General features: G+C 65.3%; 22 protein-coding genes and 1 pseudogene. 9 read left to right on the plus strand and 14 right to left on the minus strand.

Annotated features, from left to right (window positions below; all coding sequences use genetic code 11):
• Nucleotides 1–2 precede the first annotated feature (2 nt).
• The 3 genes and pseudogenes from EV650_RS34495 to EV650_RS41600 all read right to left on the minus strand — a co-directional run.
• A complete protein-coding gene (locus EV650_RS34495) occupies nt 3–1,628 on the minus strand; it encodes a type 2 periplasmic-binding domain-containing protein (protein ID WP_134123345.1) in 1,626 nt (541 codons plus the stop codon).
• Between the two features lie 166 nt (nt 1,629–1,794).
• Nucleotides 1,795–2,616 carry a DUF11 domain-containing protein gene (locus EV650_RS34500; protein WP_202875181.1) on the minus strand — a complete coding sequence of 274 codons (822 nt, stop codon included), beginning with the start codon at nt 2,614–2,616 and terminating at the stop codon, nt 1,795–1,797.
• A gap of 2,227 nt (nt 2,617–4,843) precedes the next feature.
• Nucleotides 4,844–5,368, minus strand: a pseudogene (locus tag EV650_RS41600) (adenylate/guanylate cyclase domain-containing protein); the annotation flags it as partial.
• Between the two features lie 48 nt (nt 5,369–5,416).
• Between EV650_RS41600 and EV650_RS34510 the strand changes: the two are divergent.
• Nucleotides 5,417–6,040, plus strand: a complete 624-nt coding sequence (locus EV650_RS34510) for a hypothetical protein (RefSeq protein ID WP_134123348.1) — start codon at nt 5,417–5,419, stop codon at nt 6,038–6,040.
• Between the two features lie 162 nt (nt 6,041–6,202).
• Here the strand turns inward: EV650_RS34510 and EV650_RS34515 are convergent, their stop codons facing one another.
• Nucleotides 6,203–6,811: a VOC family protein gene (locus tag EV650_RS34515; protein WP_134123349.1), complete on the minus strand. Its 609-nt coding sequence runs from the start codon at nt 6,809–6,811 to the stop codon at nt 6,203–6,205.
• 57 nt (nt 6,812–6,868) lie between these two features.
• Nucleotides 6,869–9,058, minus strand: coding sequence for a carbohydrate-binding protein (locus EV650_RS34520; protein WP_134123350.1), 2,190 nt, complete (start codon nt 9,056–9,058; stop codon nt 6,869–6,871).
• A gap of 192 nt (nt 9,059–9,250) precedes the next feature.
• On the opposite strand from EV650_RS34520, the gene EV650_RS34525 reads away from it, so the two are divergent.
• Both EV650_RS34525 and EV650_RS34530 read left to right on the plus strand, forming a co-directional pair.
• Nucleotides 9,251–9,610: a YciI family protein gene (locus EV650_RS34525; RefSeq protein WP_134123351.1), complete on the plus strand. Its 360-nt coding sequence runs from the start codon at nt 9,251–9,253 to the stop codon at nt 9,608–9,610.
• A gap of 84 nt (nt 9,611–9,694) precedes the next feature.
• Nucleotides 9,695–10,213: a P-loop nucleotide/nucleoside kinase family protein gene (locus tag EV650_RS34530; RefSeq protein WP_202875183.1), complete on the plus strand. Its 519-nt coding sequence runs from the start codon at nt 9,695–9,697 to the stop codon at nt 10,211–10,213.
• Here the strand turns inward: EV650_RS34530 and EV650_RS34535 are convergent.
• Together EV650_RS34535 and EV650_RS34540 are read right to left on the minus strand one after the other, a co-directional pair.
• Nucleotides 10,210–10,545 carry a hypothetical protein gene (locus EV650_RS34535; protein WP_134123353.1) on the minus strand — a complete coding sequence of 112 codons (336 nt, stop codon included), beginning with the start codon at nt 10,543–10,545 and terminating at the stop codon, nt 10,210–10,212. The two genes, EV650_RS34530 and EV650_RS34535, sit on opposite strands and share 4 nt — an antisense overlap.
• Nucleotides 10,546–10,786: 241 nt before the next feature.
• Complete coding sequence (locus EV650_RS34540; RefSeq protein WP_166678377.1) at nt 10,787–11,380, minus strand: sigma-70 family RNA polymerase sigma factor; 594 nt, start codon at nt 11,378–11,380, stop codon at nt 10,787–10,789.
• A 132-nt stretch (nt 11,381–11,512) separates the two neighbouring features.
• Here EV650_RS34540 and EV650_RS34545 point away from each other — a divergent pair, with 132 nt between their 5' ends.
• A complete protein-coding gene (locus tag EV650_RS34545; protein WP_166678378.1) occupies nt 11,513–11,896 on the plus strand; it encodes a nuclear transport factor 2 family protein in 384 nt (127 codons plus the stop codon).
• A 31-nt stretch (nt 11,897–11,927) separates the two neighbouring features.
• Here the strand turns inward: EV650_RS34545 and EV650_RS34550 are convergent, their stop codons facing one another.
• Nucleotides 11,928–12,407, minus strand: coding sequence for a MarR family winged helix-turn-helix transcriptional regulator (locus EV650_RS34550; protein WP_134123356.1), 480 nt, complete (start codon nt 12,405–12,407; stop codon nt 11,928–11,930).
• Between the two features lie 81 nt (nt 12,408–12,488).
• On the opposite strand from EV650_RS34550, the gene EV650_RS34555 reads away from it, so the two are divergent.
• Nucleotides 12,489–13,397 (plus strand): alpha/beta fold hydrolase, encoded by a 909-nt coding sequence (locus EV650_RS34555; protein WP_134123357.1) that lies wholly within the window; start codon nt 12,489–12,491, stop codon nt 13,395–13,397.
• Nucleotides 13,398–13,431: 34 nt separating this feature from the next.
• Here the strand turns inward: EV650_RS34555 and EV650_RS34560 are convergent, their stop codons facing one another.
• From EV650_RS34560 to EV650_RS34570, 3 genes are all read right to left on the minus strand, one after another.
• On the minus strand, nt 13,432–14,313 hold the full coding sequence (locus EV650_RS34560) for a hypothetical protein (protein WP_134123358.1): 882 nt from the start codon (nt 14,311–14,313) through the stop codon (nt 13,432–13,434).
• On the minus strand, nt 14,310–14,882 hold the full coding sequence (locus EV650_RS34565) for an RNA polymerase sigma factor (protein WP_134123359.1): 573 nt from the start codon (nt 14,880–14,882) through the stop codon (nt 14,310–14,312). The genes EV650_RS34560 and EV650_RS34565 overlap by 4 nt, the downstream gene beginning before the upstream one ends.
• Before the next feature lie 137 nt (nt 14,883–15,019).
• Nucleotides 15,020–15,319, minus strand: coding sequence for a hypothetical protein (locus EV650_RS34570; RefSeq protein WP_134123360.1), 300 nt, complete (start codon nt 15,317–15,319; stop codon nt 15,020–15,022).
• A 752-nt stretch (nt 15,320–16,071) separates the two neighbouring features.
• Here EV650_RS34570 and EV650_RS34575 point away from each other — a divergent pair.
• The 3 genes from EV650_RS34575 to EV650_RS34585 are packed head-to-tail and all read left to right on the plus strand — an operon-like array spanning nt 16,072 to nt 19,304.
• Nucleotides 16,072–16,623: a hypothetical protein gene (locus EV650_RS34575; RefSeq protein ID WP_202875185.1), complete on the plus strand. Its 552-nt coding sequence runs from the start codon at nt 16,072–16,074 to the stop codon at nt 16,621–16,623.
• 52 nt (nt 16,624–16,675) lie between these two features.
• Complete coding sequence (locus EV650_RS34580; RefSeq protein WP_166678379.1) at nt 16,676–17,995, plus strand: Shedu immune nuclease family protein; 1,320 nt, start codon at nt 16,676–16,678, stop codon at nt 17,993–17,995.
• Nucleotides 17,996–18,008: 13 nt separating this feature from the next.
• A complete protein-coding gene (locus EV650_RS34585) occupies nt 18,009–19,304 on the plus strand; it encodes a Shedu immune nuclease family protein (RefSeq protein ID WP_202875187.1) in 1,296 nt (431 codons plus the stop codon).
• Between the two features lie 243 nt (nt 19,305–19,547).
• On the opposite strand, the gene EV650_RS34590 is transcribed toward EV650_RS34585, so the two are convergent.
• The 3 genes from EV650_RS34590 to EV650_RS34600 all read right to left on the minus strand — a co-directional run bounded on the left by EV650_RS34590 (nt 19,548) and on the right by EV650_RS34600 (nt 22,122).
• Nucleotides 19,548–20,135, minus strand: a complete 588-nt coding sequence (locus tag EV650_RS34590) for a hypothetical protein (RefSeq protein WP_134123362.1) — start codon at nt 20,133–20,135, stop codon at nt 19,548–19,550.
• 398 nt (nt 20,136–20,533) lie between these two features.
• Nucleotides 20,534–21,262: a hypothetical protein gene (locus EV650_RS34595; protein ID WP_134123363.1), complete on the minus strand. Its 729-nt coding sequence runs from the start codon at nt 21,260–21,262 to the stop codon at nt 20,534–20,536.
• Between the two features lie 353 nt (nt 21,263–21,615).
• Nucleotides 21,616–22,122, minus strand: a complete 507-nt coding sequence (locus EV650_RS34600; RefSeq protein ID WP_134123364.1) for a hypothetical protein — start codon at nt 22,120–22,122, stop codon at nt 21,616–21,618.
• Between the two features lie 1,660 nt (nt 22,123–23,782).
• On the opposite strand from EV650_RS34600, the gene EV650_RS34605 reads away from it, so the two are divergent.
• On the plus strand, nt 23,783–25,036 hold the full coding sequence (locus EV650_RS34605) for a hypothetical protein (RefSeq protein WP_134123365.1): 1,254 nt from the start codon (nt 23,783–23,785) through the stop codon (nt 25,034–25,036).

The raw sequence follows: 25,036 nt of genomic DNA on the forward strand, positions 1-25,036 counted from the left end.
GATCAGGACCCGGTCACCGGCACGCTCGACGGCAGTACCGCCGCGAACTCGTCGCGCATCTTGTCCCCGCCGCCGGACTTGAACCGCTTGAGCGCGTCGTCGTACGCGTTGATCTTCTGCCGGCCGGTGACGATATCGACGATCGTGTCCCGGAACGCCGCAGTCAGCTTCGGACCGAGCTTGCTCGAGGTGTCGGAGTACGTGCCCGCGGTCGGGTTGCGCATCGCGAACTTGAGCAGCTGCTGCTCGGTCGCGTAGATCTTCTTGGTGTCCTCGGGGTACGCCGGGTTGAAGATCACGCTCTCCGGGGCGTTCATGATCTGCAGCGCGCTGACCAGTCCGGGCGCCTGCTGGTTGCCGGCCTTGGTCAGCACCGGGTTCTTCTGCGCGTCCAGCTGGTACTGCTGACCCTCGACGCCGAAGTTCTTGACCAGGTACTCCTTGGTGCCAAATGGCGCCGACAGGTAGTCCATCAGCGCGAGCAGCTCCCGGATCCGCCCCTCGTCGGTCTGCTTGAACGGCGTGAACCCGACCGTGCCGTAGCCCATGTCGTACGTCGGCTTGGCCTTGCCGTCGTGGCCGAACGGGATCATCGTGTCCACGAACAGCGTCGGGTCCAGGTTCCGGAAGTCGGCGGTCGCCCGCGGACCGACCGTGACCTGCGCGGCGATCTGACCGTTCACGGTCTTCGGGGTCGCGTCGGCCAGGTTGAGGTCCGGGTAGAACACCTTCGCTGCCCAGAGCTTGGCGGCGTACTCGACCGCGGCCCGGTAGTTGTCCGTCTCGTAGAGGTGGGTCAGCGAGCGGTCCTGGTTGACCCGCCAGCTGTTCGGGGCGCCGAACCATTCGCCGAACATGTGCAGCATGTTGACGATCGCGGGCTCGAGCGCGTAGTTCGTCCCGTTGGTCAGCTCCTTGCACTTGGCAAAGAACTCGTCCGCGGTCTTGCACTGCAGACCGCCGACCTTGGCCCAGGTCTTCGGGTTGCCCATCATCACCTGGCCGAACGGCGTCGACGGGATCGGAGCGCCCCAGATCTTCCCGTTCACCACCGCGGTCCGCCAGGAGGCCGGCTTCAGCGCGGCCAGGTTCGGGTACTCCAGCACAGCGTCACCGGAGAGGTACTTCGTCAGGTCCTGGAACTTGGCCTCGAGCATCGGGCCGATGTTCGGGATGCCCTGGTTCGGCGGCAGCCACATCAGGTCCGGCAGCGAGTCGCTGGCCAGCAAGGTGGCGAACTTCTCCGGGTAGCCGGGGTCGGTGCCGATGGTCAGCCGGAGCTCGGCGCCGAGGGCCTGGTTCAGCGCCTGCCACATGGGGTTGCTGCCCATCGGCGGCGGAGGCGTCGCGAACGTCTCGGTCAGCGCGGTCACCGCGCTCTTCAGCGGCGGCGCCTTGACGCTGGCGATCGCGTCCGCCGGGAACTTCAGGAACCCGGGCTCGAGGCCGGACTCGGCACCGGCCAGGTCCGGGTGCAGGCCCGCGAAGGGTTTGTACGTCGGCAGCGCGAGATCGCTCGAGGCCTTCGCACCGCCGCTGGCCGTCCCGCCGTCACCGCACGCCGCCAGCGTGGACCCGGCGGCGATCGCCGCACCGGTTACCCACAGAAACCGTCGCCGACTGATCATAGCTGCTCCAAGTTTCGAAGAAGTGCTCACTAACACTCACTTAAACGTTAACCCGGACCGTAAACCTCACCCACCCCTCGATGCAAGGCGTAAGACCCAAAAGAGCCGGCGGCCGCGGGACTCGAGATCCCGCGGCCGCCGGCCGTTCTACTGGTTCAGAGCGTTGTCAGCACCTGACGATCAGCCCGGTGAGCGCGGTGCAGGTCCGGCTCGCCTTGTCGTTCGTCGCGACTGGGTCGTTCGGCAGACTCGCCGTACGCTCCGCCGTCGCGATCACCGGTCCGACCGCGACCAGAAGAGTGCTCACCGTCAACGTTCGCGACGCACTCTCGCCAGTGGCCAGCGTGCCGAAGTCGCAGTTGACCGTACGGGTGGTCCCGACCCGCGCACAGGTCGTCGCGACGTACGACGACTTGATCGAGAAGTTCCCGACCACGCGGACCGCAGTCGCGTCCACCGGGCCGTTGTTCGTCGCCGTGATCGTGTAGGTGATCCGCGCCGTGCCGACCATCTTCACCGCGGCACTCATCGAGACGGCGACGTCGGCGTGCTGCGGCGCCTCCTTGATGGTCAGGTCCGGACCGTCGAGGGTCTCGAACGAGAAGTTCTCGCCGTTGAACTGGTGCTGCAGCGTGATCGTCCCGAGTGGCGCGTCGTCCTTGACCCGCAAGGTGAAAGTGACCGTCTTGGACTCACCCGGCTGGACGTCGCCGACGCCGCCGCGGACGCCGATCCCGAGCGTGTCACACGCCGTGGCCTCCGGGCACGACACCAGGTCGACCATGTCAGGCAGTGACGCGTCCTTGGCGTACAACGTCGCCTTGCCGCCCAGCAGCACGGAACTGTCGGCGTTGTACACGGTTTGCTTGATCGTAAAAGTGTCCCCGCGGGCGACCGACGTCGTACTGACCTCGATCGCACTCGTCGGCGGTGCCGCATGAGCGGTCACCGGGACCGTCGCCAATGTCGCACCGGCAACGGCTGTCACCAGTGCAGCACGAAATAACTTCCAGGCATGCATAGCAATGCCCCCCCATCCCCATTTGAACCCCAGAAACAACTGCCCCCACAGACCGCCGATGGCGGTGCAAGCAGTATGGTGGGGCCGGTTACAGCGGTCAACAACTCGCAGTTGCCGTATACAACCTGTGTCATAACGCCAGCCGGGTGAGCAGATCCTCCACTCGTTCGGTGCGACCCGCCTGGCGGTGGCGTTCCCAGTCCTCATGGGACAGCGTGTCGCCGACCAGTTCGAGCGCCTCCGCGAGCTCCTCCTCGGCGTACGGGTTGGGGATTTCGAGCCGCTCGCCCATCGCCTCCTCCGCGCCGAACAACTCGGCGGCGCCGGCCGGATCGCCGCGGCGGAGCAGGATGTTCATCACCGTGTTCGAGAACGCCATCGTCAGCGTCGGGCTGCCCAGCGCCACCACGGTCGGCGTCAGGTCCCGGGCCAGCTCGCCCGCCTCGTCCACGCGGTCGGCGAGCGCTAGTAGATAAGCCAGGTTCTGACCCTGGACGGTCACCTCGTACGCGTCCCCGAGCGACTCGTTGATGATCAGGGACTCGCGGAGCAGGTCCTCCGCCCGGTCGAAGTGACCGAGCGCCTCCTCGATACCGCCGAGGTGCCCGAGAACCCGGGCCAGTCGCCAGGCGTCGTCGACGGCGCGGAGCCGATCGACGGCGTCGGTCAGGGTCTGCCGGGCCGCGTCGAGGTCGCCTTGCTGGCGTTGCGCCGAGCCCAGCACGGTCATCCCGAACGCGATGCCGGCCGCGTCCTCAAGCTCCCGGGACATGGTCAGGCTGCGCGTCGCGACCTCGTAGGCGCGCTCTGTCTCGCCTTGTATCAGCAGGAGGTTGCTCAGCCCGCGAAGACAGGCGGCCAGCTCGGGTGATGCCGTCGTACCCGCGGCTTCGACGACCTGCTCGTGCCAGCGGCGGCTCTCGGCGTGGTAGCCCCCGAGCAGCCAGACCCAGCCGAGAGCGGAGCACAGACGCAGCGCGGTGCGGAGGTCATGGCCGGTCGCCCAGGTGAGGGCGGCGCGGAAGTTGTCGAGGTCGGACTCGGCCCGCTCCACCGGCGGCTCGGACGTGGTCTTCTTCAGGTGCTCGAGTCGTTCGGCCAGGTCGGCGTAATAGGTCGCGTGCCGGCCGTGGATGGTTGCGGCTTCGCCGGTCGCCTGCAGCTCGTCGGCGGCGTACCGGTGGATCGTCTCCAGCAGCTCGACCCGCGTGCCGTCTGGTCCTTCGGCGAGGGTGATCAGGTTGGCGTCGTTCAGCTCCGCGACGGCGTCGAGGGGGTCGATGCCGGTAGCAACTTCTTGGATCGCGGCCAGGTCGGCGCCGCCGGAGAAGACGGACAGGCGGCAGAAGGTACGGCGGTACTCGGGGTCGAGCAGCTGGTAGGACCAGGCGATCGTCTCGCGCAGGGTGCGTTGGCGTTCCGGCGTCACGGTGCTCGTCGACGCGATGTCGAGCGACTGGTCGACCCGGGCCAGCAGTTCCTTGGCGCTGAGCAACCGGACCCGCGGCGCGCACAGCTCGATCGCGAGGGGAAGGCCGTCGAGCCACCGGCAGATCTCAACTACCTCGGGAGTCAGCGTGAAGCCGGGCTGTACGGCGTGGGCGCGCTCCATGAAGAGTTGTACGGCGGCCGACTCCTCGCCGGTCACCGGCAACGGCCCTACGGGGTGCTGGTACTCGCCGACCAGACCGAGCGCCCGCCGGGAGGTCGCGACGATCTTCACGTGCGCCGCGCCTTCGATGATCTCGGCAACGACCTTGCCGGCGTCCGGGAGCTGCTCGAGGTTGTCGAGGACCAGCAGCAGCGTGCGCTGGGCGAGGTATCCGACGATCCGCCCGCGTTCTCGGGGCGGTACGTCGAGTACTTCGGCGATCGTCGTCCACAGCACCGACTCGGACGTGGCCGCCGCCAGTGGAACGAAGTACACCGGGCCGGTCACCTTGGACGCCGCACCGATCGCGAGGCGGGTCTTTCCCGAACCACCAGGACCGGTCAGCGTGACCAGCCGTACGTCGGGTTGGGCGAGCGGACCGAGGATGCGTTCGAGGTCCTGCTCCCGGCCGAGCAGTGGGGTCGCCGGGGTCGGCAGGCTGGTCGACGTACCGAGGGTGCGCGGCGGCGGGAAGTCGGTCTGCAGACCGTCGATCGTGACCTGGAAGAGGTGCTCCGGCTCCGGAATGTCCTTCAAATGATGGGTTCCGAGGTCGCGCAGCGTCACGCCGTCGGCCAGCTGGGCAAGTTTGCTGGTGACCGCTGACACCAGCACCTGACCACCCTGTGCGGCCGCTCCGATACGCGCGGCGAGATGGACGTCCATCCCCCAGTAGTCGCCTTCGTGCACACCCGGCGTACCGGTGTGGATCCCCATCCGCACCCGCAACCGCTCGCCGCCCGGCCACCGGTGCTCCGCCAGACCGCGCTGCCCGTCGACCGCCGCGCGCACCGCGTCCCCGGCCGTCTGGAACACGACGAAGAAGCTGTCCCCTTCGGTCCCCAGCTCCGTCCCGCCGTACGTCGTCCAGACCGCCCGCAGGATCCGGCGATGTCCTTCCAGCGCATCGAGGTACCGATCCCCCAGCCGGCGCAGCAGCACCGTCGACCCCTCGATGTCGGAGAACAACATCGACACCATTCCCCCACCCATGCCGTCAGTCTCAACGGGCTGCTGACGAAGGTCGAGAGTTTGGCGGCAACTTTTCCGAACGAGCTGGAGTCTCATCCGGTGCGCGGCCAAGGAGGCAGCGAATTGATCTGGGGGTAGACAAGAATGAAGCGGTTCGGGATTGTTGCGGGGGCTGTCTCCGGGGTGGCTGCGCTGGCAGGCGCGGCGGCGCTCGTGCTGGGTGGCGCGCTGCCCAGCAACGCCGCGACCGAGCAGGTCAAGACGGTTGCTGCGAGCAACAGTGCGGCGTCGACACCGGTGCGGTACAAGACCCGGTTCTTCGTGCACTACAGCGAGGGCAACCACGCGATGGCGGTGCTGCCGTCCACCTGGCGCGCGGTCGAGCTCGGCAACTGGCAGACGCGCTTCGACGACAGCGCGAACAACCGGATGATCCGGTTCAACATCAACTACAACAACAACATCGGCACCGTGACCGCGCTGAACCGGAAGATCGCCGCGCTCAAGGGCACCCGCGGTCTGCACATCGTCGGCACCTCGACGGTCGGGATGAACTCGACCAACCACCAGGACCGGCTGACCGTGAGCACCGTGGTCTACACGTACAAGAGCGGCAACGCCACTCGCTGGGTCGCGACCCGGTACGTCGGTCAGCAGGGCCGCAAGAGCGCCGACGTCGAGATCTCGACGGCCGGCTCGCCCGCCGACAGCAAGGCGCTCGGCGCGGTCATCAACTACGCGACTCTGTCGCTCGCGCTGGCCGGCTAACTGATACCAGTAGTGCTCTCACGGATCACCAGGCTAAAGGGGCCTGGAGGCGGACTAGTTCGCCTCCAGGCCCCTTTTCACGTGGTGCCTGTAACGCCAGCCGGGCGATCGCGACCCGGTCCCCGGTAGTACGGCCGACCGCAGCGACTGGCGCTGACTGCATCAGGCCGCCGGCTCCCAGGCGAAGCCGTCGGGGTCGACCTGGCTGCCCGCATCCATATCTAGCGCGATCCGGTGCGCGCCGCTGCCGTCGACCGGTACGCCGGCGTCCTTGGCCAGCGCCTTCCGCCCGTACAGCCCCAGCTTCACCGGGCCGGTGGCGTCGAACTCGACGTACTTGCGTCCGAAGCTCCGCGCCACCGTCAGCCCGTTGTCTACGTAGAACTTCTTGCTCTCGGCCACATCCTCGCAACCCAGCAGCAGTACGACGGCGTCGATCTCGCGCGTCGCCGGACCGGTGTCCTTCTTCGCCGACGTGGCAATCTTCCAGATCGTCCCGTCGGGCGCCTGCACCACGCCGCCGTACCCCCAGAGCGACTTGGTCACCGGCTTCACCACCGTGGCACCGGCGCCGACCGCGGAGTCGAACAGGCTGCTCACCGTGCTCGGCTGCCCTACGGTCAACGACAACGTGAAGCCGCGGAAGCCACTCGTCTCGGCTGCGGACTCACGCACCCGCACCCGCTCGTCCAGCCCGAAGGCATCCTTGAGAAACCGCTCGGCCGCCACAACGTCGGCCACTTCCAGAACCACACCTTGAAGGTTTGTCATGCCTCCAAGCTAGGTTCGGGCGACCCCGGTCCGCTTCTCGATTCCTGACCAACTCGACTAGCTGCTGAGGCGCAGGTAGTCGAGGTTGAAGCCGCCGGTCTCGCAGTACACGGTGAGGTCTTGCTCGCCGGCCGGGAGCGTGACTTGAGTCGTGATCGACTGATAGTTGCCCCAACCCCCGGTGTCCGGGACTGTGGCTTTCGCGAGTGTTGCGTCCGTTGCGTCGCGGATCGAGATGGCATCCGTCGCCGGGGCTCCCGTGCCATTGGCGACGCGCAGCTCGAGGTTGTAGGTGCCCGCCTGCGCGATGTCGACGCTGTACTTGAGCCAGTTCCCCGGCGCCGTCCAACCAACATCCTTGCCGCCGCTCGCCGCAGAGTTGCTCTCAACAAAGTTGGCGCCACCATCGGTCCAGCCGTGCTGAGCGACGTACGACTCCGCCTCGACCTTCTCCCCGACCGGGGCGCCGTGCGGCCGTACGTTCACGTGCACCGTGATCTCGTCGTGCGACGCACCGTCGGTGACGCGGAACTTGAGGTCCAGCACGCCGGCGACCGTCGGGTGGATGGTCACGGTGTTGCCGTCCAGGCTGACTCCGCTCGGCAGGTCGGTGGCGTAGTACGCAAGCCGGTCGTTGTCGCGATCGGTCGCGTGGAGCTGGAGCTGCGTGGTCTGGTACTGATCAGCAGTCACATCGGGAACCGCCTGCAGCACCGGCGCGTGGTCGCGGTGCGGTACGTCGCCGTGCCAGCGGTACGTCGCGTAGGCGTTGGCCGGAACCGTCACGGTGAACGACTTGCCAGCCATCGTGACGCGGACCTTGCTGGCCGTTGCGTTGGAGTTCCCAACGATCGCGACGAAGTTGTCGCCTGCGTCCTTGTACACCACGTTGCTGATGCCGTTGGCGGTCGCGCTCGACTCGACCCGCGTGTGCTCCGGACCGAGGTACTTCGCGAACTGTCCCATCGCGTACAACTCGTCTCGCACGGTGAACGTCTTGGTGATCGTGTTCACCTTGACCAGCCGATCGGGCCACTTCGTCGTACGCGCGACCTCGTCCCAGTCCACGTTGTTGTCTCGGGCCGGCGTCCAGTGCAGCGTGCCGCCGTCCTGATCGGTCGTCTGCGCCCACATCACGTACGACGACGCGTCCAGCCGGAAGTAGTTCAGAATCGTCGCCGGAGACAGGTCACTCGTCTCCGTCATGTGCACCGGCTTCCCGTACTGCTCGAACGCATCCCGCATCACCGTCGGGTCACCCCAATACGGATGAAATGCGATCGCATCCGCGGCCTTGAGCGCCTTCGGGTCGTTGAAGATCCGGTAATAGTTCTTTGTTTCCGTACTGTTCGGGTCTTTCCAGTCCCAGAAGTTGAAGTCATGCACGTACAGATCCGTGTGCGGGCCGGCCCGGCGGACCTCCTGCTTGATGGCCACCGCCAGCTTCTGCTGCTGTTCGACACTGATGTCCATCGCCGGATAAACCACATCGATCCCCGGCTCGTTCAGCAAGGTCAGCGCATCGACCTTGATCCCGTACTTCGCATACGCCTGCAGGTATTTCACGTAGTACTTCGCGAACACGTCGATACTGTCGTCCCGGAGCTTGCCCACTTGGTAGTACGACGTCGTACTCCCGGGCTGCAAGGCGACCTCGCCGGTGAACCGGTTGTTGGTCTTCATCCACGCCGGCGCACTCCAGGCTGACGCGAAGAACGTGGCTTTCGGGTTGTACTTCTGGATCAGCTTCACCGTGTCCACGATGTGCGCGTCGACGTCCCGCTTGATCGAGAAGTACTTCAGGCTGCGGTCCTCGGTCACGCCGGCCGGCAACTCGTCGTACGACCAGAACGGCAGGTGCTCGATCAGATCCGGACTCCCGATGGTGAGGCGGAACCGATCCAGCCCCGCACCACTCTTCGGGTCAACCAGCAGCTTGACCGCTCGCTCGCGTTCGGCCGGTGTCAACTTCCACAGATTGGAAACACTGGTCTCGTCCAACGAGAACCCGACGCCCGAGTACTTCTGCCGGAGTGTGCTCGGGTCAACGACCACAGTCGCATCCACGGGGCCGCTCTGATCACCCCCGACGTACGCCGAAGGCAACGGCTGCCAAGCCTTCGCCGCCCCACTCGAGTACGTCCCACTCACGACAGCACCCCGCTGAGCCGCCGCCGGCACCCCACCCGCGGCCAACCCACTCGCCACGACCCCAACGACAACCGCCAACCCAAGACTCCGCCTCACAAAACCCTCCCAGCTGGTGGAAAGCCCTTACAAGCAGGCCGACTCTAGGTCGCGCGCTCCCCCACCAACACCCCCTACCGGTTCCGGAACTAATCCCGGAACTTTTGCCGCTAGCTTTGTCGGATTCACCGGACGCCGTTCGTAGCGTTGGTGCAGGCGGACAGCGGGTCCGCTCGAGCCGAAGGAGCAGCCATGCCCGAGTACCTCCTCTACTTCAACCAGCAGTGGGTGGGCGACCACACCGAGGAGTGGTTCCGCGGGCGCGGGCCACTCGCGAGGGCGGTCGTGGAAGAGATGAAGGCGGCCGGCGTTTACGTCTTCGCCGGCGGGCTGGAGGAAGAGGACGGCCCGGTCTACAGCGCCGACCCAACCAGCGGCGAGGTGTTGATGACTGACGGACCGTACATCGAGACCAAGGAGTTTCTGGGCGGGTTCGCTGTGGTGAGCGTGCCCGATGACGAGACCGCCAAGCTGTGGGCGGCCAAGATCGCGGAGGGATGCGGCTGGCCGCACGAGGTCCGGCGCTTCAAGCCACGGCCAAACGTCGGGTGACTCCAGTGCTTGGCTAGTACGGTGACTGACATCGTCTCGGCGTAGGAAGGCCACATAGCGATGCCAGTCGCCACACTGTTCTTGATGGTCGGGCTTCCCGGCGCCGGAAAGACCACCCGAGCTCAGGAACTGGCGAAGTCGCACGATGCGCTGCGGTTGACTCCGGATGAGTGGCACCTTTCCATGTTCGGCACCTCCTTGAGGGCCGACGGCAAGCGTGACCTCTTGGAAGGCTGGATGATCACGATCGCCCTGCGGACCCTGCGGCTGGGCACCAGCGTGGTCCTCGACTTCGGCCTCTGGGGCCGAGACGAGCGGTCAGCACTACGCTGGCTGGCCAGCCAATCCGGGGTCCAATGCCAGGTGGTCTACCTACCCGTCGACCTGGACGTCCAACTAGCCCGCATCGCCCACCGCCAGGCCACCACCCCCGGAACCTTCCCCATGCCCGAGGCCGACGTCCTCACCTGGCGCACCAAGTTCGAAGCCCCGGACGCCGCCGAACTAGCCGGCGCCGACACCCCTTCTCCACCCGACCCATGGACAACCTGGCCGTCCTGGGCCGTCGACCGCTGGCCAACCCTCACCACCGACTACTGCTAAATCGGCACGCTCGCGAATACCCTCGCACCACACTTGTTTTCAATGATCAGACCACCCTGCTCAGGACAAGCGTAAATCTTGATCTCGGTACCGGACGGCATATTCAGGTACAGGTAGGTAGTAGTTCCGTTGCCTTCGCGGTTCCACGCATAGTAGGGCCCTGTGTGCGCCAGGTCGTAGCGGTAGTAGATGATGCCGACCCCGTACCCATCCTTGTGCGAATCGTGAATGGCCAATATCTGGGTTTCCCCATTAAAATAGCCATAACCAGCCGAAGACGTCGCCTCGGCAGTGGTCGGATAAGCAAACGACGGCCCGGCAGTCACAGCCATACTCGTGGCCGTAGCAGCCACCATGACAGCAAGCCAAGTCACAGTGCGCTTAACACTCAAACCGGCCGACCAGCGCCTACGTCGCATGAATTTGCCTCCTCAGGCAGAACTCTTCGTCACATCCTGACGAAGATGAGACACCACCTCCCAGGTCCCTGCGGCACCTCAGCCATGTGACGTGCGCCACCGATCGTGCGGTGTCAGCCCAAGGCAGCTCGCGATGCTCCGCCGTACCGGAGCTCTACCCCGAGCATTCAGAGGCGAGTGCTTCGAAGTCGCCTCCGAATTCTGCCGCCGCGTGAAAGCGGTCGACGACAGCCTCCCGCTCTCCACGAGTCGGTGCGTAACGCAGGCGACCCGCGCGCACCTTCTGCCGGGCACGGTAGACAAGCTGCCGGGCAGCGTGATCAGTGCGGCCGGTGATCGAGGCGACCTCGGCATTGGAGAAGCCAAAGGCCTCATGGAGCAGGAAGGCGGCCCGTTCCACCGGGCTGAGAGTCTGAAGCACGAGTTGGAGAGCACTCAGCACCGAATCGGCCAGCTCGACGCCATCGTTGGGATCACCAACAGGCAACGGCTCGGACTCCGCGCGCAGTTCGATTTCGTTGCGGACAGCCACTTTTCGCAGCTCGTCGATCGCCAGGCGGGTTACCGTCTGATACAGAAATCCGCGCGGGTTCCGCACACTCCCGGCATCTACCTTTGCCCAACGCAACCATGCGTCTTGTACGACGTCTTCGGCACGGGACCTGTCACCAAGAACCCGGTAGGCGGCGGTGAGCAACCGCTCGCGATGCGCCTCGAAGGTCGCGTCTGCCTGTGTTCGTAGGTCCACGTATAACTCCTGGTTCAGTATGCCACCCCCATTCACATGACGGTCGCGCCCGCCTTGATGTCACGCGTGACGCGCCGTCGGCAGGCCACGTCATGCCGGTTGGAGAATCCATTGCAACGAAAGGACATGCTCATGTCGTCAGCCCGAGAGGTCGTTCTCGACCTGGTGCAGCGGTTCGGCTCCGGTGACATCGATGGCATAGGCGCGCTGCTGGCCGACGAGTTCGTCTCACACAACCCTCGCGTGACACATCGCGATTCGGCATCAGGGCGACAGTTGTTCCTCGAGTACCTGAAAGGTCCGGTCGGCGACGAGCTCATGAACGGCACCGTCGTACCCGCCCGCCTGATCGCCGACGCCGATCATGTGGCCGTCCACACCCATCTCACCACCCGCGACGGCCAGGATCTGGCGATCGTCGACATCTTCCGAGTCGTTCACGGACTGGTCGTCGAGCACTGGGACGTGGTGCAGCAAGTACCCGAGAGACTCTCCAACCCACACGGGATGTTCTGAGTACTACGGACGGTTGCTGCCTGGCGCTGCACTAGGAGGAGCCGCCGAGGTCGCGCGTCATCCAGCCGGGCGTGTCGAGGCGGACCGCGGAGCCGCCGACCAGTGTCGCCAGGTGCTTTTCCAGGCGCTCGAGTTCGGCTCGACCGATCCGTCGTACCCACTGGTCGCGCAGTTCGTCGAAGATCTCCTCGCCTTGGCGCAGTACTTCGAAGCCGAGGTCGGTGACCTGAAGGCGTTTGCGGCGGCCGTCGAGAGGATCGGCGTCGCGGGTCACGTATCCGCGTTCCTGCAGAACCGCGATCGTCTTCGCGGCCGCCTGCTTGGAAACCGACAAGCGCTGGCCGAGCCGTGTCGCGTCATCGGCGCCTGCGGCGATCGCCCGGATGGCGAAGTCGTGGACGGGCCGTACGTCCTGATAGCCGCGCTGAGCAAGCTCGTCGGTCGCATCGTCCACCAGCGAACGGAAGCCCCCGAGCAGGAGCAGCGCAAGATCGGCACCAGAACGGGACATGGCAGCAGGGTATGGGACTTGCGGTTAGACAACCTGGTTGACTAATATCTAGTCAACCAGGTTGTCCAATTGAGGAGTGCGATGAACACGACGCCGGCTGGCGCGACAATTCCCGGGGTCACCCACCACCGCGTCGAGGTGAACGGAACCACGCTGCACTACGTGGCAGCGGGATCCGGCGGAACCCCGATACTCCTGGTCCACGGGTTCCCCGAGACCTGGTGGGCGTTCCACAAACTCATCCCGTTGCTCGCCACCCACCACCGCGTGTTCGCCGTCGACCTACGCGGCTTCGGCGACTCCGACAACGCGCCGGGCACGTACGACAGCGCAACCGTGGCCGAGGACCTGCACCAGCTGATCGAGCATCTCGGCGCGGGCCCGGTCCATCTCACTGGCCAGGACATCGCCGGCGCCAGCGTGTTCCGCCTTGCGACCATGCACCCGCAGCACGTACTCAGCCTCACCGCGATCGAGACAGGGCTACCTGGATTCGGAATGGAAGTGCTGGCCGACATCACCCACGGCGGCATCTGGTACATCGGCGTTCTCGCCGCACCTGGCATCCCCGAGATGCTCCTGACCGGCCGCGAACGCGAGTTCCTGGGAGAGTTCCTGTTCCCGGCCCTGACCACAACCCCCGGAGCGCTCACCGAAGCCGACATCGCCGAATTCGCCCGCACCTACGCCCGCCCCAACGGCTGGCGCGGAGCCGCCGGCCTCTACCGCTCAATGCTCCACGAGGGCCCCGAAATCACAGCCCTCGCCCAAACCCCCGGCCTAACCGTCCCCGTCCTAGCAGTCGGAGCCCGCTCCGGCCCCTTCACCGTCACCACCATGACCCAGGCCACGACAAAAGAGGTAAGCGCGGCCTCCCTCGCCGGCGTAGGCCACTACGCCGCCCTGGAAGCCCCCGAAGAACTCGCCAAAGCAATCGTCGAGTTCACCACCCACATCGACCCGGTTGCCGGCGTCTTGTTGCACCACTGAGACGACCGGCAACCGGAGGACGCGCGTCGAGGAATCACCAGCTCCAGGCGACGCCGCGTGGGCACTGGCTGACCGGCGGCGTGCCCTTCCGTCCGCCGCCGACAAAGACGACCTTCGTGCCCTCGGGGTTGGTGAAGCAACCGTCAAGTTTGGCGTTCAGTTCCCGGAAGGTCTTGGGGCTCGCATAGACGAGCTTCCCGGTGGCGTCGTACCCGCGGACCGTGTAGGTCGGCGGGTCGCTGGGAGCGGTGCGGGTAAGGGTGTCCACGTACTTCATCGGGGCGAAGAAGAACCCGTTCCGGAGGACGGCCTCGGTGGCCGGTCCGGTGCCGATGGCGATGGTGATGCGAGCAACGGACTTCGTGTACGTCCCATTGCCCGCACCTGTCTTGTCCACCACGTCCATCTTGGTCTCGCCCTTGATCCCCCAGGAGAACTCCGTCTGCTTGCCCGTGGCATCGAAGCCGCAGGCCTTGACCAGGGACTTGGCCTCCGTCTTGATGACAACCCAGGCGAGCGCATGGGTGCCGGCGGGGGGATTCACCCATTTGAACCCGTCGATCACGGTGTAGACCCGCGCGGCCGGATCGGGACTCGCCTCAGCGCCGTGGTTACATGCCTTGGCGTACTTGTTCTTCTCGGCCGTGGTCAGCAGCTCGATAAGTGGTGTCGCTGCACCGATGCCCGTCCCGGCGGCCGGCCGCTGAGCTTTGTCGCCGCGCAGAGCCGGTACTCCGATCGCGAGACCGGCGGTGACCGCGACGACTGCCGCGGCCGCGGCCAGCGGGACCAGTCGACGACGAGGCGCGGCCTCGGCAGACTCGTGATCGACAATGGCGATCAACTCGTCGCGCTGCCGGTTGCGGGCGGCCGGGCGAAGGTCATGGTCCGGTGGGGGTGTGAGCTGGGTGTTCATGACTGAGCCTCCATGGAAGGAACGAGGTTGAGCTCTCGCAGATGCTTGCGGGCTCGGGACAAGCGGGACTTGACCGTGCCGATCGGGACGTCCAGCGCGACGGCAGCCGCCTGCTGGTCGAGGCCTGCCCAGAAGCACAGCTCGACGATCTCGCGCTCCTGCTTCGACAGCCGTTTCAGGGCCTCGCGAGCAGCGCTGATCTGCTGGTCGTCGTCGATCCGTCCGGCCACCTCGTCGGCGTGATCGCGGACGTGTTCGGTCAGCAGGTTGGCCGCCGCGATCGCCCGGCGGTACCGGGCCTTCGAGCGCCACTCGTTCCGCGCTGTGTACTCCGCCACCCGGTACAGCCAGGGCAGAGCGGACTCGCGGTCGAGAACGACCTCGGTACGTCGCCGCCAAGCGTGCAGGAACACCGCCGAGGTCAGGTCTTCGGCGTCACTCCAGGAGGCGGTCCGGCGGTAGAGGAAGTTGTAGATCGCTCGGGAATGCCGATCGTAGAGCTCGGCGAAGGCCGCCGAGTCCCCCTCGGCGGCTCGCTCCCACAGCTTCCTGTCGCTACTCTTCGCCATCGCCAGCCCATCGTGCCCGTCCTGCAGGGCTAACACAGCCTGGTTCCGGTCATATCGACGCGCATGTGCGCTCCCATCTCGTCTCGAACTCCGCTGCTTGCATCCGGGTTGTGTCCGAGCAAACAGAAAAGTTCCCGCTACTGACAACCACTCGACTCCTCCGGCAAGATCGTGGCGACCGCCGCGGGTACGGCGGTGTCGACGCCGCTCGCCGTCGAGAGGGAGGCCGGCGAGCGGTACACGCGGACAATCAAGCAGCTCGGCCTGGACGGCGCACCGGCCGACGGCTCGACGTAGCTGCTGAACCTGACGACCGGACAGGACGACCTCGTCCCGCCCCCGAGCGGGACGGCGAGCGTCCGGCTGCCGAAGGGCAAGTACGTCGTGAACGGCACCCAGCCGGCCGCGCGGGCGACCGGCGGCTTCGACGAGTTCAAGTTCGTGAAGCCGACTCTCGAGCTCGGCGCCGACACCGAGGGCGTGTTGGATGCCAAGACCGGCGGCCGCCGGCAAGACATCGTTAGGCGCGTGGGCTGGACCGCAGTACGTCGGGCAGGCCGTCGTACAGAAAGAGCCGGTGAGGGGACTCGAACCCCTAGCCCCCGCTTTACCGGGCCATGCCTGTCGTCGTACCGCACCACTACTCGAAAATTGCCGTTGACCTGCTTACTCTCCATTAGAGAGTAAGCAGTTGTTGGCGACTATGCTCAGTATGTTTCATCCAATCCGGTGAGTAAAACGGTGAGTTGTCGTGGGCATGAAGCGGCTTGGGCTGAGGCGATCGGGCACACAAGAGACATCACGCGGGATGGAGGGCTGTTTCACGGCAGGCAGCGACAGACCACGGAGTCGCACGGTCATCCGCTTGAACAGCGCCGCCGAAGAGCCCACGTGGTGGTGGAACTAGCTCAGCTACGCCGTCGACCGACCCGAGCCGGCCAGGTGGGCTACCCGCCGATGGCGCGGCCGGTACCGCGGATGTCATCCCGGGCTGCGGACCGAGACGTCTGGTATGCCCAGGTCCGGGACGCCGATAGTCGAAACACGGGGGGCGCATGTATCAATTCGGAGCGTAGGCAGTTCCTTAGTGGGTGAGGTTGTGCCGCTCGACCCCGATCACCGATCCGGAAGGTTCCCCGATGGTTCGCAAAACCATGACCGCTGCCGGCTCTACTCGCAGTACCCCTACATGCCGCGCCTGCGCGACCGCTCAGTTCTCGACGCAGGCATCCTCGACCGGCCGATGATCTGGCAGACGGACGCATTCGCACTCGCGGCTGGCTACGACGAGACGGCCGGGCGCGACATCGGCCTATGGACTCCTCAGGACACGGAGGGCGCCCCGGTCGCGACGGACTCGTTGCTGCTCGTCCGTCCCGACGTTGCTCAGAAGCAGCGCGCGGAGGAGCCCGGTCCCGCGCCGGCTCCCGGACCCGACCCGGAACCCGGCCCGGGGCCGTCGCCCACCCCGCATTCCGGCCCTGGCCCGAAGGTCGACATCGTCTGGCCGACCCGCTTCTACGGGGTCAAGACGCTCAACTCCGACAAGACCGCACTTGAGTTCAAGAACGTCGCCGACGAGGTGCTCGCACACCTTCGCTCCGGCAAGCACACGAACGTCACGGTTCGGATCGAGATCGAAGCCACCGACTCCGAGGGGTTCAACGAGAGTCGTGTCCGCACGGTCTCCGAGAACGCACGCACGCTCAAGTTCGACCAGTCGGGCTTCGAGGAAAGCTGATCGACGAATGGCGCGATTCGGAAGGGAGCCGGGAGACCGCGGAGCTTTGGATGTGCGCACAACTGGGCGAGGGGCGATTCAGGGCTTCTTCGTCCCCAAGGACACTCCGGGCCCTGGGACCGACGCGGCCGATCGCCTGGCCGCCGGCGTCAAGCTGTTCGAGGCGAGTCCGGCCAGGGGTCAGCTGACGATCTACCCCACAGACACGCGGTCGTGGAGTGACGATTTCCTCGCTCCGAAGTACGCCAAGATCACCACGATCATCATTCCTGCCGAAGTCGAGCCGGATTGGGACGTCGCCGACGGTCTTGAGGAGTTGCCGGCCGGGTTCACGAAGGACTACGAATACGGACTCGGTCTGGCGCAGGAGTGCGAGGTCATCATCGACCTGATCGAAGACAGCACCGACTGTGCGGTGATCGAGTTCGTCCCGTCAGGCGATGCCGCAGTCGTCGGCGCGACCTTCCGCATCAGCTTCGCGCGTTTCGATTCCTTGCGAGCGGACCTGGCGCGCATCAAGAATCGAGGCGACCTCGGGATTCGTCGCGTGAAGGAAACGCACGTCCACAATGACCTTGCTGAGGTCCTCGGCTTGGAGAGACGGACGCTCTCACTCGGGCGGCTCCCCACCTCGAAGTGGATGACCAGAGTCGCCGCGGGTGACGTGCCTCTCAACGAGGAGGAGCAGGACGCCCTCATGGCCGCGACCACCGCGAGCGCTGCTCAGATCGCGTCGAAATTGCCAGCGAAGATGGCTCGTCTCCAACGCGACATCGAGGTCGTCAATCTAGAGCAGCTGATCGTCTCGTACGCGAAGGCGCTCGACGACGGCCACAACGAGGACTGGTGGCAAGACTTCTTCGAGGAGAACGTGTTTGCCCTTCAGCTCCTGTTCGGTGGCCCGACGGTGTTCGTCGACGCCCAGGTGCCGATCGGGGAGGGCGACAATTCGATCAAGGGCAAGAAGATCGCCGACTACCTGCTCAAGAACGCGATGACGAACAACGCCTCGCTGGTGGAGATCAAGAAGCCCAGCACCAAGTTGATGAAGAAGCGGGCCTACCGCGAGGGCGTCTACGGCGTCCAGTCCGAGATCGGCGAGGCCGTGACCCAGGTTCTCGATCAGGCTCTTCAACTCACGCGCCACGAAGCAGACACGAAGGCGAGGATTGGCGATTCGTCTTGGGTGAGCAACGCTCCCCGCTGCTTCGTCGTTGCAGGACGCCTCAGCGAGCTCGACACCGACGACAAGAAGAAGTCGTTCGACCTCTACCGCGAGCACGTGTCGGGAGTCCGCCTCGTCACGTACGACGAGATCCTGGAACAGTTGAAGACGCTCCGCGACTTCCTCGCAGCTGAGGCTTCAACGTGATTGGGGGGACGTAGTGCCGATCGTGACGTTCGCCGATCTGCCGGAACCGAACGAGGTCACGTACGCCGAGGGCCGACTCACTACACGAACCTACGCCAGCCGCAGCTTCACGTTGGAGTTCGGACGCGACCGTGGGCAGCCGGCGAGGTATATCTATCGCGTCTTCGACGAGGTCGTGACCGAGGACGACGACGAGTGGGAATGGACTAGTGACGTGGTGTACACAACTCCGGGCGGGCGCAAACAGCTTCAGTTGCAAGTGGCGCGTGAGGCGGGCGCTGTTAGAAAACTCCGCATCCAGAAGGTTCCGACCTCGGGCGATCTCAGCCGGCTCGAGACAGCACTTGAACTCAACCGGGAGCAGGCCGCCAGCCTGATCGACATGCTGCGGGCCATCGACGCCATTCCGATCGAAGGCGAGACCACAGTCCACGTAGACGACCAACTGCTCCGCGACGTGTTCGCCGACCCCGTGGCGATGGCGAGCGTCTACGCCAACGACCCCGAGCGGTTCCGCGCTCTCATCGAAAGCGACGCCAACGCCGGCGACGTGATCGCGCTCCAGCACCGCCGCGAGGTCGCTGCGACCATGCGTCAGTGGCTGGATGACGACGACGCGTTTGCAGAGGCGAACGCCGCGGCGGGCGGCCCGGAGAGGGCCTGGCAGCAGTTGCTTGAAGCGAACCCGTGGGTGCTCGGGATTGGCCTTGGTGGTCAGCTCTTGACCTCATGGGAGGAGGGGAAACTGGAGCAGACTGTCGTTGGCCGAAGCATCAAGGGCGTAGGCAAGCGCGCTGACGCACTACTCCGCACCGCGGGGATAGTTCGGTCTCTGGTCTTCGCGGAGATCAAGCACCACCAGTCCCCCCTGCTCGGACAGCTGTACCGATCGGGCGCGTGGAGTCCGTCGAAGGAACTCGCTGGTGCGGTTGTCCAAGCTCAGCAGACCGTGCACCTCGCCAGTCGCGAACTCGGTGACTACATCCTCGACCAAGCTCACGACGGTGAGCTGTTGGGCAGCGGAACGTTCATTCTCAAGCCCCGGTCGTACGTGATCGTCGGCTCGCTCAGCGAGCTGATCGGCGACGGCGGTGGTCCAATTCCGGACAAGGTCCGGAGTTTCGAGCTGTTCCGCAGGAACCTGCAAGAGCCTGAGGTCATCACATTTGATGAGTTGGTCGCGCGGGCCGAATGGCACATCGAGGCCGCCGTACAAGACGTGGCCGTGGACGACGTCGAAGAGCAGGGGTCCGAGGACCCCTGGGCGACAGGCGCGAACCCGTGGGCCTCTGACGAGCCGCCGTTCTAAGCGGATCATGAGCGCAGACACGCCCCTGATGCGAAACGTGCCAATTGGGACCACGTGGACGAGGAAGCGTCCTGCTTATTGGGCCCGGCTAGGACGGCGCCCCGGCGCCGCCCGCAGTCCGGGCCGCGCGCCGAAGGTGCGCCCTTGACCGTGAGAGGTCAATCCGGAGGAGTCGAGTGGCCGGAGTCGGCGGATCGGGAGGCAAACCGGAGGCGACAGCTGCGCAGCTACTCGACCGCATTGTCAGGCCGGGCTCAGCGTCGGCTCGAGGCGAACCAGTCCCTCGGGCAGTGCGTCGGCCCACTCAGCCATCTCAGCGGTGACCCGGAACATCATCGCCGCGATGAACGGTTGAGCCTGCTGATCGGAGCCGGTGCCGAAGGATTCCAGGCGCCAGTTTCGCCAATTGGCGTGCAGGACGTCGTACACCTCGTCGATCTGAGCGCGGGTGAACCGGCTGGGCACCACGCATAACTGTCGTGGCAGTTTCGGCGACAACTGCCGGATCACCGCGTCCACATCGGTGGCAGCGACGACCAAGACTTCCTGCTCCGGGGAGGGACGGAAGATCGCCAGGTGGACGATCGGTCCGGACGACTCGCGGTCGCGGAGGTCAACGTCCAGCTCGACCATGCCGTGCCGCCAGCCACCGGGCGGCGGCGGGCAGGGCGGGTCCCTTCGAGCTGCACGCGCCTCCCGAGCGGGGATCTCCGCCGACAGGACCTCGACCTCGATGCTCTCGTCGCCCCAGATCCCAACCACCGAGACGTAGCCCAGACCTCGGTTCGCTGCGATGCCGGCAGCGACTGCCTCGCCATCTGCCCCGATCAACCGAACCGACCGATCTGACTTCCAACCCGGTTCTTTCCACGTCAAATCATGCACGCGGGCCAAGTCCAACCAATCACCGTCCGCCCCGGCCACGAACCGACCCCAAGTCCGAACCCTGTCCCCCACCCCGAACACCAAATCCCTAGCCGCCATAACTACATGCTGCTCCGCCCGAACGCTTTCGGCATGCCCCCAGAACCCGTCATACCGCGGGACCAAGCCCCCAGGCGCTACCAGCTCGGCGTAAGTCCGCGCCGACCGAGACAGTTGCTCGGCGGGCCTGGGCGAGGGCTACACCCCCACGACCTCGACTACGGCACCCGTACGACGTACGAACGCGAAGGCGAAGGCCTGATGCCTCGCCATCGACGGCTGCCGTCGCCGACGGCTGAGTGCCATCAATCGCCGTTCGAGTTCCCGGGCGTTGGCAGTGTGCTGTCCGTTGGCCCGGCCCACGATTCGGGGGGTGGACCGAATGCGCGACGGCCGGCTCTCACCGCCAGAGCGGCGAGAGCAGCGTTGGCGCCGCCACCAATCACAACGCCGATACCGAACGGCGCCACCCGGCCGAGAACGATGATCCCCTGCTTGGTCCCGTACTTCGTGACAAAGTGTTTCCCCAACACCTTGTTGATCTGACGCAACGTCTCGACAGGCACCTTGGCGACCACCTGACGTCCCCAGTGCTGCCCGGTACGCTCGGCGACCCTGCCGATAATCGCAGAGCCGGACCCACCGAGCATGATTCCCATGACGATCGTCCGGCGGCGCTCGAGCTCGTCGAGGGGGACTCCGTGCACTTCGGCGATCGACAGCGCGAAGAGCGCGCTCAACTCGAGACTCGAGAGACCCTCGCCCGTCGAAAGCGCCAGTGCGACTCCCGTGCCGACACCAGGCGCGGCGGCAACTCCTCCGACTGCAGCACCAGTCCCGGTCAAGGCGCTGACGTACATCCGTTCCAGACTGCGGATCACCTGTTCTGGTGTAGCGTCCGGGTTCCGCTGGCGAGCTCGGGCAATGCTCTTCTGCACCAATGAGCTCTGAACGGCGATCGCCTTGTCCAGTACGTCGAGAATTCGCTGCCCGGCCGCCTCTGCCCCCGGCGCGTCGTGCGCATCTGTTGCCATGCCATTAAACCCCCTGTTTCGTCACGTTCCGACCGAGTCTCCCACCGGACCCGGACCTCGCGTCAGATGAACCACCCGCCGGCCACGAGGCTGGAATCAGAGTGCCAGGGCAACCGTCGGCAGGAGGTAATTGTCGCCCTCCTGCGAATCCATCCACCACCGAACCGTGCCTACGCCGATCTCAGCGCAGTTTCGATGGCGGATCGTGGCTCGGGGCCTCAGCGGTGATCCGGCAAGACGCCGCGGACAGCCTGAGCATCGGGTCGGGCTTCCCCTGCTCGGCGCATGCAGACTAGAGCACCCGACAGCCGCGCCCGGCACGTGCGCCTTGCTAACAAACTCAGGCGATTCACCTAGCAGGCGACACCGCCCGACGTGACGGTGTAGATGGCCTGTGCATCGTCCCCGCCGAGAATGTCAAGGGCGACGATGATGATCGGTACGCCATTGCACGCCAGAGCCGGAAGGGCGAACAGAATCTGAAACTCCCCCGCCTCGTTCGTCACTGCCGTGGCCTGCTGACCTTCGTCTGCGGTGGCGACATACAGGTCGGTGCTCGCGCGAAAACCCTGACCAGTGATGAGGATTTGAGCGCCAGCCGGCCCTGAACGGTCGGACAACGTGATCGCGCGACCAACTGGAGCACTGATCGCCGACGACCTCGGAGCAGTCTTGGGCGGCGGTGATAACGACGGCACCGGGACCTCAGTCGCACGAATCGAACTCGAACCACTCGGCGGACCGGGGCTCGGCGCCCGCGAGTCATCGCTGCTTGCCCGGAGAATGATTGGGATAAGCGCCGCAACAACGACGCAGATCCCCCCGATCCACGCAGCCTTGACCGTGCCCTCACTCGCCATAGCGCCCCCTCGGCGCAGGCTCAACTAGAACCCTTCCCGCCAGCGTGCACCTGACTGACGACCAGTACAACCTCGACGAGGCTCATCACAGACGTCAACTTGAGCCTAATGATCTTCGTCCCTCGCCCACTCCGGCTCGACTATCCACCTTAGTGAACGGGCCTTGGATCCAAGACACGGTCCACGACGGGCGGCACACGCATCGTTCAAGTGTCCCTGGACAGGCGTTGAGTCGACGAGGAGGGTCAACTGGAGCCACCGCTTTACAAGTGCGCAGGCCCGCATACGGCTTGATGTCTGGAGCTGGAAACCTGTGGATTTCGACTGTCTCCGCTGCCTGTTCTGCCGCAACTCACCTGGGTTTCATTGACAGACCCATTGACAGCCGCTGCCGTCACCGACGCGCGCCCGACCCGACAAGGACCAGGTCGCGGACATCAGGTGGCCTCCCAGTGACACAGCTGTTCGACGAAGAACCACACCGGCCAGATATCCGACACTTTCACCCGATCTACACTCTGCCTGGCACAGGTCTCCGCCGTGCTGCCGAGATCTGGCCGCGAACGTCTCTCTGAGACAGAACCTGCCGCACGCCTTCCTAGTGGCACCGGGCACGCCCGCCGCAGCCCAGCCGTCGGCGAACTGCCCTACCGACAGGCCGGGTTGATCCGTTGGGCTCGGTGAGCCGCTTCCGGTGGGCCTCCTCTTCAAACCCCCCGAACTCGATCCAGCTGGGCGAGTTCGTGGCGGGGGTGCGGCAATTCGTCACTTAGTCCCGGCGCGATCCCTGGCCGCGAGCCCGGCGCTTGGGCTGCGTGAAGTATGCGGCCACCGGTTCCACGCCTAGGCCAGGAAGGTGCTGGACCGGATGCTGAGCCTTGCGTTGGCCGAGTACATCTAGTCCTGGGTCACCTCCCGCGGCGTCGGCCTCGAAGGCGAGTGCCGCCGGTCCAATCGACGGCGATCGCTCGGCGCGCGATCGACCATCACATGGCACCTCGCCACCAAGCAGGCCTGCTCTTACAACCCATACAGCGTTTGTATGGGTCGCTGTATGTGGTCAGGCAGTAACCTACCGAGCATCATCGGCGGCGAGAGTTCCTCTGGACTCGCGTAAGGGGGGTCCAAGTGGACGGACTGCAAAGTCGTCGACGAAGGGATGCAGATGTCCAGACCGTTACTTGCCGCCGCCTTGGCGGCAACAATCCTGGTGATGCCAGCGGGAGTCCCCGCGATCGCGTTGGCAGACCAACAGGGTCGAGTGTCGTCCAACCGGGTGCTGTACATAGACTCTGATGCCTTTCCGCCCGGCCAAACCAGTCCAGGCACTCCGAACGCAGTCTTCAGCGTGATCTCGGAGACCACCCGTGCGAGCCGACTTGAGTTGACCCTGGACGGACACCGGGAACCTGACCGCGACTTCACAGCTCAGGGTGCCCGTGGCCGCACGCAGTTCACATTGTCGCCAAGCGTCGGCTGGCACGACCTCACGCTGACAATCGTGGATGCAAACGGCGATCGGAGCCCCGCCCGCAGGTACTCGTTCGGCGTCCGCGCCGACGGTGGCACAAGATCCACGAGTACCGTCCCGTCCGTCGGCGGTCGATTCACCGAAGCGGACGGCTCACCTGCGGTGAATCTCCCAGTGGGGGTTTATCCGATGCTGCCGATGTCGGGCGAAGGAACAACGATCGAGCAAAAGCCCCTGGCTACGACGACAACCACGGCCGACGGCACCTGGAACGTCGCACTATCTGCACTCCCCAAGGCCGCGATCGATGCTGCAGCGGCCAACGACGGCGTACTGAACCTCCAGGCGGTTGCTGATGGTGTGACACGCGACCCGCAGAGCGGGGAGCTCCGCCAGATGACGGGGGTAGCCGCGTTCGCGACGGGTATCGCAATCGGCGGCACCATGAGTGCTGCCGCAACCGACGCAGCGACGGCCGCCGTGCCCACAGCACCGCTGCTTCCAGTTCGGCGCCCGAAAGAGCTTCCACATTCCCCCGACCAGGCCCCTCCAGCAAATGTAACGAACCCGAAGTCCACGCTGACCGCCGAGCAGGCACAGCACGACCGGCCAGTCTTCTTCGGCCAGCCCGACGTGACGGGAAAGCCAGCCGGCGATATGGCCGCCGCTCAGCGGATCGGTGACAGCGACTACACCAACCAAGCGATCACTCCGGCCACGTCAGCAGACGACGCAAAGCTGGCCACAATTGCGGGGCCGGCCGCAACCGGCGATGAATGCCCCCTTGAGAACGTCCTCGTCACCGACCGCAACAAGGGAACCTGGGGCTACACAACGATGCTCGAGTCCCACGCACGCCAAGACTCGTGGGGCGGTGTCGACTACAGCCACACCGCCGGCTCGAGCATGACCATGGGCCTCAGCTACAGCGGCGGCGCAAGCTGGACCGTGCACGGTACACACTACGTGGGCAATGATTTCGGGATCTCCACAGGCTTCACCAAAGGCCCCAATTGGTCCTACCAGTGGCAAGTCGCAGTCTCCTACGGCTATTACACGGTTTACGACTGCAAGCGCGACAGCCAAGGCATCAACAGGAAGATCTACAAATACAACTACACGACCGCAGAGGGTGTCGTAGTTCCTCAGGATGCCTATGCAGGAAAATACGGCGCCGACGTCTCGAGCTACGACGGGTACTACGGCTGGACAGACGCGCCATACAAGTGGAAGGTCCAAGCCGGCACATACTTCAACGCCAGCACCAACGCCAGCAACAGCCACAGCGCCGCGATCTCCGTCTTCGGATTCTCGGTAACCTCCACCACATCGAAGTCCTCAGCGCGGCAGCAGCGCTACACTGCGGGCAATCAATCTGTAAGTCATAACCTGTTCGCCTACGAAGCCCCCGCGCCGGGGATGAAGGTCTTCTACAGCTACTAA

This window comes from Kribbella kalugense (genome assembly GCF_004365875.1).
Classification (GTDB): Bacteria; Actinomycetota; Actinomycetes; order Propionibacteriales; family Kribbellaceae; genus Kribbella; species Kribbella kalugense.